General features: G+C 48.8%; 13 protein-coding genes. 6 read left to right on the forward strand and 7 right to left on the reverse strand.

Going from position 1 to position 13900, the window contains the following annotated elements; translation table 11 throughout:
* Positions 1 to 17: 17 nt before the first annotated feature.
* Genes ACFVU8_RS22270 through ACFVU8_RS22295 form a run of 6 tightly spaced genes read right to left on the reverse strand, consistent with a single transcriptional unit; the run spans position 18 to position 7055 of the window.
* Positions 18 to 980 (reverse strand): ABC transporter ATP-binding protein, encoded by a 963-nt coding sequence (locus ACFVU8_RS22270; protein WP_379469290.1) that lies wholly within the window; start codon positions 978 to 980, stop codon positions 18 to 20.
* Positions 977 to 1954: an ABC transporter ATP-binding protein gene (locus tag ACFVU8_RS22275; protein WP_387430267.1), complete on the reverse strand. Its 978-nt coding sequence runs from the start codon at positions 1952 to 1954 to the stop codon at positions 977 to 979. The genes ACFVU8_RS22270 and ACFVU8_RS22275 overlap by 4 nt, the downstream gene beginning before the upstream one ends.
* A gap of 44 nt (positions 1955 to 1998) precedes the next feature.
* On the reverse strand, positions 1999 to 3579 hold the full coding sequence (locus tag ACFVU8_RS22280; RefSeq protein ID WP_387430269.1) for an ABC transporter substrate-binding protein: 1581 nt from the start codon (positions 3577 to 3579) through the stop codon (positions 1999 to 2001).
* Between the two features lie 30 nt (positions 3580 to 3609).
* Positions 3610 to 4527, reverse strand: a complete 918-nt coding sequence (locus ACFVU8_RS22285; protein ID WP_175370940.1) for an ABC transporter permease — start codon at positions 4525 to 4527, stop codon at positions 3610 to 3612.
* Between the two features lie 27 nt (positions 4528 to 4554).
* Positions 4555 to 5565 (reverse strand): ABC transporter permease, encoded by a 1011-nt coding sequence (locus tag ACFVU8_RS22290; protein ID WP_175370939.1) that lies wholly within the window; start codon positions 5563 to 5565, stop codon positions 4555 to 4557.
* Between the two features lie 53 nt (positions 5566 to 5618).
* The gene (locus ACFVU8_RS22295; RefSeq protein ID WP_379469299.1) at positions 5619 to 7055 is read right to left on the reverse strand and encodes an amidase; all 1437 of its coding nucleotides are present in this window, start codon (positions 7053 to 7055) and stop codon (positions 5619 to 5621) included.
* Between the two features lie 304 nt (positions 7056 to 7359).
* On the opposite strand from ACFVU8_RS22295, the gene ACFVU8_RS22300 reads away from it, so the two are divergent.
* Positions 7360 to 8346 (forward strand): LysR family transcriptional regulator, encoded by a 987-nt coding sequence (locus ACFVU8_RS22300; protein WP_387430271.1) that lies wholly within the window; start codon positions 7360 to 7362, stop codon positions 8344 to 8346.
* A gap of 85 nt (positions 8347 to 8431) precedes the next feature.
* Here ACFVU8_RS22300 and ACFVU8_RS22305 read toward each other — a convergent pair whose 3' ends face one another.
* On the reverse strand, positions 8432 to 9142 hold the full coding sequence (locus tag ACFVU8_RS22305) for a maleate cis-trans isomerase family protein (RefSeq protein WP_387430273.1): 711 nt from the start codon (positions 9140 to 9142) through the stop codon (positions 8432 to 8434).
* Between the two features lie 394 nt (positions 9143 to 9536).
* Here ACFVU8_RS22305 and ACFVU8_RS22310 point away from each other — a divergent pair, with 394 nt between their 5' ends.
* From ACFVU8_RS22310 to efeB, 5 genes are all read left to right on the forward strand, one after another.
* A complete protein-coding gene (locus ACFVU8_RS22310) occupies positions 9537 to 9722 on the forward strand; it encodes a hypothetical protein (protein ID WP_175370935.1) in 186 nt (61 codons plus the stop codon).
* 235 nt (positions 9723 to 9957) lie between these two features.
* Positions 9958 to 10182, forward strand: coding sequence for a helix-turn-helix domain-containing protein (locus ACFVU8_RS22315; protein ID WP_019908812.1), 225 nt, complete (start codon positions 9958 to 9960; stop codon positions 10180 to 10182).
* Between the two features lie 282 nt (positions 10183 to 10464).
* Positions 10465 to 11445, forward strand: coding sequence for a LacI family DNA-binding transcriptional regulator (locus ACFVU8_RS22320; protein WP_387430275.1), 981 nt, complete (start codon positions 10465 to 10467; stop codon positions 11443 to 11445).
* A gap of 220 nt (positions 11446 to 11665) precedes the next feature.
* A complete protein-coding gene (gene efeO, locus ACFVU8_RS22325) occupies positions 11666 to 12565 on the forward strand; it encodes an iron uptake system protein EfeO (protein ID WP_379469310.1) in 900 nt (299 codons plus the stop codon).
* Positions 12566 to 12570: 5 nt separating this feature from the next.
* A complete protein-coding gene (gene efeB / locus ACFVU8_RS22330; protein WP_387430277.1) occupies positions 12571 to 13890 on the forward strand; it encodes an iron uptake transporter deferrochelatase/peroxidase subunit in 1320 nt (439 codons plus the stop codon).
* The last annotated feature ends 10 nt before the right edge of the window (positions 13891 to 13900 follow it).

The raw sequence follows: 13900 nt of genomic DNA on the forward strand, positions 1-13900 counted from the left end.
TCTCCTTCGGGATAAATTCAATATAGTAGACAAGCTACACTCCGGCCTGGAGACACTTCTTTCCACTCCGGCGTCACCGATTTACATTCCGGTCTGGCCGATGGACAGCGTGTATGGAAAGCACAGCCAGCAGGGGGATGCTGTGGATTGGGTACATCCCCGCTCAGAATAATCCGCTCTCTTTTGACTTCTGTATCCGGAAGCGGAAGGGCTGAGATCAACGCCTTCGTATACGGATGAAGCGGATTTTTAAATAAGTCGTCCGTAGGCGCCATCTCAACCAGCCGGCCCAAATACATCACGCCGACGCGGTCACTGATGAATTTCACGACAGATAGATCATGCGAGATAAACATATAAGTAAGCGAATATTGCTCCTGTAAATCCTCCATCAGGTTCAAAACCTGGGCACGTATGGACACATCCAGCGCAGATACCGGTTCGTCGCATACGACGAATTGAGGCTTGAGCGCCAGCGCCCGGGCAATGCCGACCCGCTGCCGTTGTCCACCAGAGAATTCATGGGGGAAACGGTCCGCCTGATAGGGAGAGAGGCCGACCACCTGCATGAGCTCTGACACCCGGTCCTTTAGCTCAGAAGCCGAAAGCTTCTCATACAGGCGAAAAGGTTCGGACAATATTTCCCTTATCGTCCACCGCGGATTAAGGGATGCATATGGATCTTGAAATACAATCTGCATTTTCGTCCGGAACCGGCGCATTTGATCCGGATTCAGTTTTCGGATATCGTCCTGCTCGAACAGGATCTCGCCATCGGTCGGTTCAATTAACCGCAGAATCGAGCGGCCCATCGTTGACTTGCCGCAGCCGGATTCACCTACAATGGCTAGCGTCTCTCCTCGCTTAATACTCAGTGAAACGCCATCAACCGCTTTGACAACCGCACCCGTCTTGCCGAAGAATCCTTTGCGAACGGGATAATGCTTCTTTAAATTGTTTACTTCAAGCAAGACGCTCATTGCTCTCCCTCCCCGTATAGGATACAGCGGCATTTATGTCCTTGTTCGACCTCAAGAAGAGAGGGTTGATATTCAAGGCATGCATCTGTACGAAATTTGCATCGCGGGGCAAAGCGGCAGCCAGAAGGCATATTCAATGGACTCGGCACACTGCCGACGATAGGCTCAAGCCGCTTTTTCTGCCCCGCCAATTGCGGGAGAGAACCAAGAAGTCCTTGGGTATACGGATGGAGAGGCTGCTTAAACAGCATCCCCACCTCCGCTTCCTCCACTACTTGTCCGGCATACATAACCACAACCCGTTGACAGGTTTCCGCCACAACACCTAGATCGTGGGTAATAAGCATAATCGCCGTTCCTTGCTCATGCTGCAGCCCCCTCATTAACTCCAGAATTTGCGCTTGAATCGTCACATCGAGTGCTGTCGTTGGTTCATCGGCAATTAGCACTTCGGGATTACAGGCCATTGCAATGGAGATCATCACCCGCTGGCGCATCCCACCTGACAACTGGTGGGGATACTCCCGGGCAATTTGTTCTGGACGGGGGATGCCGACTTTCTTCAGCATCCCGACCGCTTCGCTCCACGCTTCTTTTTTGCTGAGATTTTTATGAAAGCGAAGGGCTTCGCTGATTTGGTTGCCGATTTTAAATACTGGATTCAATGAGGTCATCGGTTCCTGGAATATCATTGCGATTCGGTTGCCTCTGACTTGCCGCATCTCCTTCACGGACAGCGAGAGCAGGCTTTGGTCGTGAAAGCGAATATCTCCGCCTGCAATTCGACTTTGTCCTTTGGGAAGCAGTCCCATAATCGACATGGAGGTCACGCTCTTTCCGCACCCGGATTCACCGACCACCCCCAATGTTTCTCCCTTATTCAACACCAGATCAACTCCATCAACGACACGTACAGGTCCTTTACCGGTAAGAAATTCTGTCTTTAAATCCTTTACTTCAAGTAAGGGCCTCATCGGCTAACCTCCCTGTGGAATTCTCGAAGATTTAAGAGTTGGTGTTACTTCATGCTCAGGTCGGCAAAACGGATAAATTCGTCCGGATAGAATTTGTATCCTTCCACCTTGTTACTGACGCCAACAATGCGGTTGTATTGATACAGATACAGCCAAGGGGTATCGGCCGTAATAATCTTCTGAGCCTGGTGATACAGTTCCATGCGTTTATCATTGTCTCGTTCATCGCTCGCTTGCTTCAACAGCCCGTCAACAGTAGGGTTGCTGTAGTTATTGAAGTTGCCTGTTCCCTTGCTGTCCAGCAGCAATCCTAAATGCCAGCTCGGGTCGTATACCATCGAAGTCCATTTGGTAATGTAAGCATCCATAGACTTTTGTTTTTGCATTTCCAGAAATTGCGGACGGGCTACATTTTTAATATTCACAGTAACGCCTATTTTTGCTAGAGAAGCTTGCAGCAGAACAGCATCGTCGTCCCAGTCCGGATATCCTGAACCAATTGTCAGATCGAAGCTGAATCCGTTCGGATACCCCGCTTCAGTCAAGAGTTGCTTCGCCTTGTCCAGATCGTAAGTATACGCATACCCGTCGTCTGTGTAGCCGGGGGTGTTGCTTGGAACGGAGCTTCTCATCGAACGCGCTTCATTAAACATGACGTCCTTAATTAACTGATCATAGGGTGTGGCATAAGCGAGCGCTTGACGTACCTTCGGATTGTTGAAAGGCTCTTTGTTCATGTTCATTGCCAAGAACAAGATCCGATTGCTGCTGTTGGAATGAACCGTCAGGTTCGTAGCAGACTTAAGGTCTGCCAAGTCCTTTGGAGGCAGTTCAACCGAGACGTCGATGTCACCGTTCTTCAGCAGCATGAGACGATTGGAGGCTTCTTTGATATACTTCATCGTAACTTGTTCAATCTTAGGAGCTCCTGCCCAATAGTTCTTGTTAGCTTTGAAAATGACTTCGCTCGACGGATCCCATTTCTCAATGCTATAGGCACCGGAACCGACCGCATGATCATTGACATAGGCGTCGCCTTTTTCTTTAACAAGCTTATCGTCAAGGATGGAGAACCAGTACATCGCAAGCATTTTCAGCAGATTCGGGTTCGCCTTGGTCAGCTTGAGGACAACCGTTTTCTCATCTTGGGCTGTAATACTAGCAATTTGTGTCAAGCTGTAAGTGAAACTCCCCGTTGCAGAATCTCTCATTCGTTCCAGTGAAAATTTAACCGAATTAGCCGTAACGGGATTTCCACTTTGGAAGTTGGCATTATCCTGCAATTTAAAAGTATAGGTTAAGCCGTCTTCGGAGATCGTCCATTCCTTCGCTAGCATCGGCTTCAGTTTGAATGCCTTGGCGGAATCGCCATCGCCAGGATTAACTTCATAGCCTACCAGCCGATCGTAAGCGTTGACGGCCAGAACGTCCGACGTAGCGTTAACAGGGTCAAGTGTACTCGCCACTGCCTGCCATGCAACAGTAAGCGCTGTGGGTGCTGCGCCGCTATTGCCTCCGCTGGCTGGCTCTGATGAAGCGGCGGCATCACCGCTTGGACTTGAGGCACAACCAGCTAGCGCCAAAACCAATATAAGAGCCATAAATCCTACCCAACACTTCTTCATGGTCTTCTCTCCTTATCCATTGTCAGATTTCTAATCGTTCTTCTTGTTGCCGCTACTGGATCTAAGCCGGGGATCAAGCACATCCCGCAAGCCGTCTCCAATTAAATTGAATCCCAAAATGGAGGTTGCAATGGCCAGTCCCGGGAATGAAACAATCCACCATTCCCCTGAGACAATGTACTGACGGCCTTCAGCTATCATGGCCCCCCACTCCGCAATAGGCGGTTTCACGCCTAGTCCGAGGAAGTTCAAGCTGGAAGAGATAAGAATAGCAAAACCAATGCCCAGCGTGGCTCTTACGATAAGCGGAGCGAGCGCATTGGGAAGAATATGGCGAAACAAAATAACCGAATTTTTCAAACCGATGGCCCGCCCCGCTTCAACGAACTCCTTCTCCCGCAGAAGCATGGTTTGCCCGTACATCAGACGGACATATTCAGGAATACCAACGACGCTTACCGCGATCATTGCGCTGGTTAAGCCCGGACCAATCGAGGCGGCAATCGCCATAGCAAGCACCAATGCGGGAAAAGCCAGGAACATATCCATCACGCGCATGATGATGCTGCCGAGAACACCGCCGTAGTAGCCTGCAATAGCACCGAGAATGGTGCCCACGCAGAAGGATATCGCTACAGCTGCCACCCCGGACCAGATGGTATACTTGGCCCCGTATGCAATACGAGTAAATATATCTCGTCCGAAATTGTCCGTCCCGAACCAGTGCGATACACTCGGAGGCGTAAGTTTATTGGCCACATCCGGTTCGATAGGAGAATAGGGGGATAGTAGCGGCGCCAGCAGAGCCAGGGCAATCCAAACGATAATGAGCAACAGTCCGATCATCGACAGGCGATTGCTTGTAAGCAACCGGATGATGCCCACTGACTTGCGTTCCTGTTCACTGGATGACTGGGAAACCAGGGCAGTTGCTGCTATCTTCTCCATAAGTTCATCTCCTTGTCCCGAAGATCGTCAATCATAGCGGACACGCGGATCAATCAATCCGTAAATCACGTCTACCGCCAAATTGGTAAAGCTGATTATCAAGGCACTCATTAAGGTGAATGCCTGTATTGGTGCATAGTCCGTCGCAAGTATGGATTCGGTAATATAACTGCCCACGCCCGGCCAGGAGAAAATCGTCTCTGTCACCACAGCACCGCCAAGTAATAGACCAAACTGCACTCCGATAACGGTAAGCGTTGGAAGCAACGCATTAACAAGCGCATGCTTCATCACAACACTGCGTTCGTAAATCCCTTTAGCTCTGGCTGTGCGGATGAAATCTTGGCTGATCACCTCCAGCATGCTCGACCGGACCATACGTGAGATAATGGCCATCATTCCGGTACTTAGCACAATTGCAGGCAGCAGCAGATGAGCCAATGCTTGCTCCAATACCGGTATGTTCCATGTCAACAGGCTGTCGATAACATACAGACCGGTCAAATGAGTCGGTGGACTGACACTGTCTCCTAATCTCCCCAGGGGTGCAGGAGACCAGTTTAACTTGGAATAAAATACATAAATCAGAATCAGAGCCAGCCAAAAGGACGGAACACAAGAACCGATAAGAGAGAACACCCGGGAGATATGATCGACGATTGATTCTTTCTTAGTTGCGGCAATAATTCCGACCGGGAGTGCAACAGCCAGCGCAATGATGAAGCTGGCCAGCGTCAGTTCAATGGTAGCCGGCAGGCGCGTATAAAAGTCGGAAAAGACGCTGTGGCCCGTATGCCAGGCAAAACCGAAGTCCCCGTGAAACAGTCGAATAACATAATGAAAAAATTGTTGATACAAGGGCTCATTCAAACCCATATCGCCGCGGAGCTTCTTCAAAACCTCTTCGGGAGCTTCTGTACCCGCAATCATCAAAGCAGGGTCCCCCGGCAGTATTCTGGTGAGAAAAAACGTGATGAAAACTATCCCGATAAGAACAGGGATCATATAAAACAATCTGCGCAGGATATAGAGAGCCATCTACGCACCCTCCTTTTGCATATTCAGACATTTTATTTCTAACGATATTTTGTTTATCTGTCGTAACGTTCAATCAGTGCATTCAGATGAGGCAACCATGGACGAGCCTCTTCAAATGCGCTGGAAGCGCGGAGGACGATATCATCTGCCAGATGCCCGCCGATCAACTGCAAGCCGACCGGAAGTCCGGTATCCGTCCAGCCGGCAGGAAGTGAAGCCGCCGGGAAGCCGGTGATATTAGCCAGACAATTAAAGGAAGACCAGTGATTGTCCGGCACACTTTTACCGTCGATTTCTGTCGGGCCGTAAGTGCCGACCTTGAATGCAGGGGCAAACAGCGCGGGAACAATAAACAAATCATAATTTTCCATAAATCTTCTCATTGTAATGTTAATGGCTTGTCTATCCATCGCCGCTGAGGTCAACTGCTCATCAGTCCACACCCGGTTGATGGTGTTCACGAAGTTAGGGTCCATGTACTCCCCATACTCTTTCGCCATTTTTCGTAACCCGGCGAAGTCGGTATCCCTGGCGATCAATCCGGCGAAGATTTGAGATGGATTAGAAATGCCAGGATGTACCTCTTCAACATGACAGCCCAGTTCTTCAAATACTTTCACCGCCTCTAAGGTAATGCGGCGCACCTCCGGATCAACGGTCGCATAACCGGCATCCACACTCCAGGCGATTCGAAGGTTCTTGATGTCTTTATTCTGTATGATCTTCAGAAAGTCGAGCTTACCCGGAAGACTGTGTCTGTCCATGTGACTCGGTCCACTCATGATGCTAAGCATCAGTGCGCTATCTTCAACCGTACGCGTTAAGGGTCCGATAACTTCGAGCGTTTCCCAACTGCTTCCTCCCGGGAATTTCGGATCACGGCAGCCTGGATATAAGGGTACTCGGCCAAAGGACGGCTTGAATCCATAAACACCAGTCAAACTTGCAGGATTACGGATAGAACCGCCGCCGTCACTGCCGACCGTGAGTGAACCCATGCCCGTTACGACTGCAACAGCAGAACCACCGCTGGAACCACCCGGGGTTAATTCCGTATTCCAAGGATTGCGGATATTTCCAAAAACCTTATTAATGCCCCGATAACCAAACTCTGGTACATTCGTCTTCCCAATGATAATGCCCCCGGCCTTATTCAGACGCTCTATGCTAATGTCATCTTCATCCGGAACATAATTCTCAAAAGCTTTCGAACCAAAAGCAGTGCGAATCCCTTTCGTCAGCACCAAGTCTTTGGCATGGAAGGGAACGCCATGAAGCGGTCCAACCTCTTCTCCGTTCATAATTTGTTCTTCTGCTTGTTTCGCAGCCGCCATGGCATGATCTTCCTCCAACTGGCAAAAGGCGTTCAGTACCGGATTTAATCTATGAATTCTGTCAAATACCTGCTCTACAATTTCAACCGGCGATACTTCGCGTTCACGTATCAATTTCGCTTGCTCAACCCCGGTGAGTGCATATAATCTCTTCATTTCTATAAATCTCCTCCCTACAACCTCATGTCAGCTTTGAAGTTTAATGTCGTTAACAATGTTAAACTTCCTGACAAAACATTAGCATATCCATCAAGTGCTGAATAATAAAAAAATTAAATAACACCCTAAACACTTAAATTTCGCAAATTATTAGCATATCAAAATTAAAAGTGATATTATTTTTATATAAAATGTTAGAATATATAACATAAATAATAGCATCTCATTAAACTTTCTCTATTGAATTTTAATGGAAACCGCATCAACATTAATGACATGGACTTATGGGGAGGGTGAACCTATGGACTTAACAGATCTGCATTCTTTGCTTACAATCGCCCGAGAAAAGAGTATATCGAAAGCCTCTAAGGTAATTCATATCTCTCAACCCGCGTTAACGATCAGAATAAAAAAACTGGAGCAGGAATTAGGGTTTGTCTTACTGGAGCGTACTCGGAGCGGGGTAAAATTGACCAAGCAAGGAGCATCAATTATTCATAACGCCACCAAAGCCATTCAGCAAATTAAGGCCATGTCCAAACTTCAAGATCATTCCAATTTAATCGATTTGATTAAATTGCTTCATCCGGAGCAAGATGACTTCAGCGATTCATTCAACGATAATAGCAGCAACATTAAGATTGGTGTTGCTACCCCGCTGGGATGGACCATGTTCAAGCCTATCATGAACCACTTGCGCAGCTTTGATCCGGACCTGAAGTATCATATGTTATCGGACTCCAACGAAGTCATTATCGAATTAATTCTTCTTGGAGATATTGATTTTGGGTTCGTCCCTTATTTCGAGGAGCTACCTGGAATCGAATCTATCTCCATTATGCAAGATGAGATGCTGCTCCTTGGCCCCAAAAACGAAAAACCACTCTGTCTTCACAATCCCGAGAGCATGAATACCCTGCTGGAAAAGACGTTTTACCTCTTCTTCTCCAATCAACAGCTGCGGTCCTTAATTAATGAAACCATGCTTAAGCTGATGGGAAATATCCCTAAGGATATTTGCAATATTAACGAGACAGGCATCATTCTGAAAATGATTTCCGACGGACAGGGGTACACCATCTGTCCCAGTTCGTTCTTGTACGATACAATGGAATTTTTCCATAGTCTCTATGGAACCGGAGAGCTGCCCACTCTACTGCAGCATGAAACGGTACCCTTCTCCGTCTACCGCCTAGGCAAAAATTATCCGTCCCGGACGATCCGGATGATCTTTCCATCAGATTCCCCCTATTCTCAATTCATTCAACAAATATCCAACATCATCTAAATATGCGTTATTAAAAAACGGGTCCGAGAGGGGCGCACCCCATTCTGGGGCGCCCTTCACGGACCCGAAATTTGTTATTCCTGTGTTACTCTAAAATTCGTCCCCATCCCGAAATGCCTGCATTGTTGGCCCCAATTAATCGGAGAGTCTTCCATAAAGTTACCGCCGCGGTATCGAACACAGGAACCCCATATTCTTCTTCCAGCGGGGTTGCCAGGTGGGCAGCACGCATATTTGTCCCTGACAGGATAATCGCATCCGTTCCAGGAATGAACGACTCTTTTACCGCCTCTATAATTTGTTTATCCGTAATCGCGCTGCTCATTTTGTTTAGCTTAATGTTAAAATTGCGGTAACCTGTACACTCAAATCCCTGATTTTTATACTGTTCGATCACTTGCTTCGTCACCTCGTCAACCAAGGGTGTAACTAAACAGTAGGTTTTGATTTTATAAAGACGCATAGCTTCAAGTAGGGCTAGTATTGAAGTTGTGGCAGGTTTGGCGGTCCGTCTGGTAATCGCGTCACATAATGCCTGATCCGATTCTTCGCCCAGCCATCCCCCGGAAGTAGCATTGTAAGCAATAACATCTACGTCAGCATCCATCAGCAAAGACGCGGCCTCCAACAATGTATCTGTATCGGATTCCCCACGCTTGTTGTCACCAATTATGATCTTAGTGAGCTTAAAACGGGTAAAATGGACAGAAACCTCGCTTAAGGAAGCCGCCATAGCTGCGGTTACAGGCTCAACAGCCGTGTTCGATGACGGCGTCAGCATTCCAATCTTTTTCATGATAGACCTCCTTTTGTTAATATACTTAAATAGTAGCATGATCCCAGAACAACCCGTCATTGTAATTATAAATATAACTCGAGCGCCTGAAACGGTCAGCAGGACAGCCGGAAGCTTATGCCCTCTAATTGGGATTTACCGTAAAATACAGGGGCGCAATAGACAATGTTATATTATCCGACTATCCATTCTGACTTACACAGAAAAGTGTCTCCTTGTAGGAGACACTTTTCTTCTCGTTGAACACAAACCCATATTAATTATAATTTCTCCATTTAATATTGTGTCCATCCAGTGGACATCGCACTTTATTGCATCATTCTATGTTATAATGAAAGCGTAAACATAATATACAAAGTACCGTTGAGCTCATCGCCTAAGGAGGATGATGGATATGCTGACAGGTCTGAAGGAACTTAAAAAATGGGTGTTTGAATTTTGGCAACCGGGGATGCCTTCGGGGGGAGAAGACTACCAGAGCATCGAGTTTACAACGAGTCGCCAAATGCACAATCCACAATCGCCAAGTCCGCTCACTTACGAAGAAGAAGCGCGGATCAAGACTATAAAGTTTCATTAAATCCTTATCTTCAGAGCCGTTCGAACCGGAAGTCATTTCCGATTTGGCGGCTCTTTATTTCGTCGTTTGTTTTTGTATGCGTGCATGTCTTGGTACCAAATGGTTTGCTGTATCCGCTACCGCCTATTTTAGAGCGGGTACGTCACCATTAACATCTCCCATACATAGTATGGTTTTGACTGTATCCCTTTACCTTGTTATACCAAACAAACCCGAGCAAGGAGGGGTGACACCATTGAAAGGGAACGAACATCATAGCAAATTTCTTTTAACGCATCGCGAGCGCGAAGTTTTTGAACTTCTTGTTCAGGATAAAACTACGCGCGACATCGCTGGCCTGTTGTTTATCAGCGAAAAAACCGTCAGAAATCACATCTCAAACGTCATGCAAAAATTAAACGTAAAAGGCCGTTCGCAAGCGGTTGTCGAGCTGATTAAGCTTGGGGAGCTGAAAATATAGCTACCGTGCTGTCGAAAGTGACGCGTTTAAGCCTTCTTTCACCCAACCGGGTGAGAGGAGGTTTTTTGTTGTGCTTTATGCTAAACAAAAAAACAGCAACATTAACCTTACCGGTTCGTCACGCCCTTGCGGTCACGCCGATTTAGTCCGGTAATGCTGTTGCATCCTCAGTGTAAAATATGAAATGGATACCAGAGCAAGCCTTTTATTTTCGGGGAGTAAAAATCATGTGGTAGAATAAGATCATCACTACAATATCCACTTCAGGAGGCTTTCTTGCGGATGGCCAATATTAAAGAAATCGCCCGAATTTCCGGAGTGTCCGTAACCACCGTCTCGCGTGTGCTTAACAATCATCCTTATGTCAGCGAGGACAAACGGAATGCGGTCCTGAATACCATAGAACAGTTAAATTATCGCCGGAATATGAACGCTGTTCATCTGATCACCGGACGTACCAAATCAGTCGCAGTAATCATGCCGCTAATCCGTATCTATTATTTCTCCATCATTATGGAGGGACTAGCCCAGGAAGCACTGCTGGCTCAATACAGGCTGGTCCTGTGCCAAACTAACTACCTTCCTGAAGAAGAACTCAAGGTGTTGGAAATGCTGCGCAACAAGGAAATCGATGGTGTGGTTATTGTATCCACCTCCCTGAAGCCGGAGGTTATCGAGGAATATACAGCATATGGACCTATCGTCACTTGCCAGAACAGCGGGGAAAGCCGCTTCTCCTCTGTCTATATCGAACATTACGCCGCCTTCCGCCATGGTCTGCAATACTTGGCCGATAAAGGCTACCGTTCCATTGGCTATTGTGACGGAAGAAAACATGGCTCCTCCTCCTCCATCCGTCAGTCTGCGTTCCGGGACTTTCACCGGGAGAGCGGACTTCCGCTGCATGAAGAATGGATGATATTTGATTGCCTGAACGAAGAGCATGGTGCAGCGTTACTGCATCGTCTGAGCGCGATGGAAGAACGCCCAGAGGCTATCATCGTCGCCGGGGATCATGTCGCAGCCGCCCTGATGATTGAAGCCGGAAAACAGGGCATCCGGATTCCTGAAGACCTCGCCGTAATCGGGTTTGATAACCAGCCCATCGGCAAGCTGCTGGGGTTGACCACAATTGATAACAAGCTGTTCGAGATGGGCGCGGCTGCTTTTCAGACGATCCATGAGCAGATCCATGGGGATGGCGGAAGCCAGCCCGTCCATCGCAAGCTGGACTATGAACTGATAGAGCGCTCCTCTGTGTGAGGGAGTACTAATCGGCGCAATCAAGGGATAAATGGAGGGATTTCCCTGTTCAAAATGAAAGGCGGGCACCTGTTGGTGTCCGCCTTATTTATGCTGTAATGCTAAACAATGAGAAATATCACATTTTATATTGACAGCCCAAGTACACAGACTTATGATTGTTCCAGCATTATTGATAACGATTATCATTCACATACACATATATAAAGGAGTGGCTCATTTGAAATTTAGTTATGCTGTACCGGCAAGCCTGCTTGCGGCTTCTATTCTGTTCACCGGCTGCGCAAGTAATAATACCAATGGAAACACGGCCCAATCCACAAATGGAGCGGGTAGCAACACGGCAACCAATGCTCCTGCAGCGACTGCTGATGCCGCTAAAACGGCTGAGGCTGCAGACTTTACATCAGCCATCGAACAATACCGCACGTTTGTCATCGAGCAATGTGATCTATTCGTCAAAGAAACGGAGAAGTTCACGGGCGCCGTGAAGGCAGGTCAGATTGAAGAGGCCAAGAAGCTGTATGCTCCGACCCGGATGTATTATGAGCGGATTGAGCCTATTGCTGAAGCGCTCGGTGATTTGGATCCTCATATTGACGCCCGTGAGAATGATGTAGATCCTGCGGAATGGCGCGGCTTCCACAAGCTGGAGAAGGCCCTTTGGGAAGATAAAACCACAGCAGGATTCGAGGAGACCGCGGACCAGTTGCTGAAGGATGCACAGCTGCTGCGGGCAAAAGTGGAGACGGTAGAGATTGATGCCAATCTGCTCGTTACCGGAGCCGTTGAACTGCTGAATGAAGTTTCCTCCTCCAAAGTTACCGGTGAGGAAGAACGCTATTCCCACACTGACTTGTACGATTTTGTCGCCAACGTAGAGGGCGCACAGAAAATATATGAACTGCTCAAACCGGAGCTGGCCAAAAAAGATGCCGCGCTTGAGCAAACGATCGGTGAAAGATTTGCAGCACTGCAAGCAGAGCTGGCACCGTTCAAATCCGGTGACGGCTATGTCTCCTATCAAGAACTGAAGGAAGATGAAGTCCGCAAATTAAGCCAGAACCTCGATGCGCTAGCAGAGCCACTATCTAACATGGGGACTATTCTGGGAGTGTGATCATCATGAACAAACACGATAAGGATAAGCAATCTACTCCAACAACAAATTCAGAGCCCAGCCAGAAACTGCTGGATACAAAAGTAAGCCGCCGCGATATGCTGCGGCTTACTGGCGCCACCGGGCTAGGCCTCCTGCTGGGCGGCGGGGCCATGGGGAGTCTGCTTTCGAGGGGAGGAATAACTGCCAAGGCACCTGTCGCTCCTGTGCAGGCTGATTCCTCCATCCCTTTCTATGCCAACCACCAGGCTGGCATTCTTACACCTGCACAAAACTTCCTGTACTTCGCAGCTTTCGACTTGACGACAACCAAACTATCCGATGTGAAAAAGCTGTTACAGGAATGGACCACCGCTGCGGCTGCACTAACCACAGGCCGTTTGGTCGGCAATACCAATGACAGCCCTAATTTGCCACCTTCCGATACCGGAGAGGCAGATGGTTTAACCCCTTCCCGCTGCACACTCACCTTTGGCGTGGGCCCGTCCTTCTTCGACGAGCGTTTCGGGTTGGCCGGGCAACGACCTTCCTCGCTCGCCGATCTCCCGCCATTTGTCGGCGACAATCTCGATCCCGCCTGGTGCGGCGGAGATCTCTGCGTGCAGGCCTGCGCAGACGACTTGCAGGTGGCGTTTCACGCCATCCGCAATCTGGCGCGGATTGCCCGCGGGACTGCCGTGCTGCGCTGGACCCAGGAAGGGTTCCAGCGGACGGGCGAGGCCGATCCCAAGAACGGAACACCGCGCAATCTGCTCGGCTTCAAGGACGGCACCGGGAATCCCGATGTTACCGATGAAGCCGAGATGAACAAGGTCGTCTGGCAGGGCAGCGGCGACGGGCCTGCCTGGATGAACGGCGGCACCTATATGGCGGTTCGCCGGGTCCGGTTCCGCATCGAAGTATGGGATCGTTCATCCCTGAGCGACCAGGAGGCGACCTTCGGGCGGCATCGCCAAAGCGGCGCTCCTATTGGCGCCCGGGACGAGTTCGACAAACTTGATCTAAAGGCAGCAGATGCGTCCGGCAAACCGCTGATACCCGCGGATTCCCATTCCGCCCTGGCGCATGGCGACGGCACAGTCAAAATGCTGCGCCGTTCCTACTCCTATTCCGGCGGACTGAACGCCAAGACCGGCCAGCTTGATGCTGGTCTGTTATTCATTAGCTTCCAGCGGGATCTCGTCAAACAGTTCGTGACGATTCAGCAGCGCTTGTCGCGCAATGACCGCCTGAATGAATATATGGTTCATATCGGCAGCGCGGTCTTCGCCTGCTTCCCTGGCGTTCGCGAGGGTGGATTTATTGGAGACACGCTGCTCGGGTGACCTGAGAGTT

This window comes from Paenibacillus sp. NPDC058177, assembly GCF_042883835.1.
Taxonomy (GTDB): Bacteria; Bacillota; Bacilli; order Paenibacillales; family Paenibacillaceae; genus Paenibacillus_AQ; species Paenibacillus_AQ agri.

Coding starts and splice junctions, on each gene's coding strand:
- ACFVU8_RS22285 (WP_175370940.1), bottom strand. CDS start 4,527: ATGGAGAAGATAGCAGCAACTGCCCTGGTTTCCCAGTCATCCAGTGAA.
- ACFVU8_RS22290 (WP_175370939.1), bottom strand. CDS start 5,565: ATGGCTCTCTATATCCTGCGCAGATTGTTTTATATGATCCCTGTTCTT.
- efeB (WP_387430277.1), top strand. CDS start 12,571: ATGAACAAACACGATAAGGATAAGCAATCTACTCCAACAACAAATTCA.
- ACFVU8_RS22310 (WP_175370935.1), top strand. CDS start 9,537: ATGCTGACAGGTCTGAAGGAACTTAAAAAATGGGTGTTTGAATTTTGG.
- ACFVU8_RS22320 (WP_387430275.1), top strand. CDS start 10,465: ATGGCCAATATTAAAGAAATCGCCCGAATTTCCGGAGTGTCCGTAACC.
- ACFVU8_RS22305 (WP_387430273.1), bottom strand. CDS start 9,142: ATGAAAAAGATTGGAATGCTGACGCCGTCATCGAACACGGCTGTTGAG.
- ACFVU8_RS22280 (WP_387430269.1), bottom strand. CDS start 3,579: ATGAAGAAGTGTTGGGTAGGATTTATGGCTCTTATATTGGTTTTGGCG.
- ACFVU8_RS22300 (WP_387430271.1), top strand. CDS start 7,360: ATGGACTTAACAGATCTGCATTCTTTGCTTACAATCGCCCGAGAAAAG.
- ACFVU8_RS22295 (WP_379469299.1), bottom strand. CDS start 7,055: ATGAAGAGATTATATGCACTCACCGGGGTTGAGCAAGCGAAATTGATA.
- ACFVU8_RS22270 (WP_379469290.1), bottom strand. CDS start 980: ATGAGCGTCTTGCTTGAAGTAAACAATTTAAAGAAGCATTATCCCGTT.
- ACFVU8_RS22275 (WP_387430267.1), bottom strand. CDS start 1,954: ATGAGGCCCTTACTTGAAGTAAAGGATTTAAAGACAGAATTTCTTACC.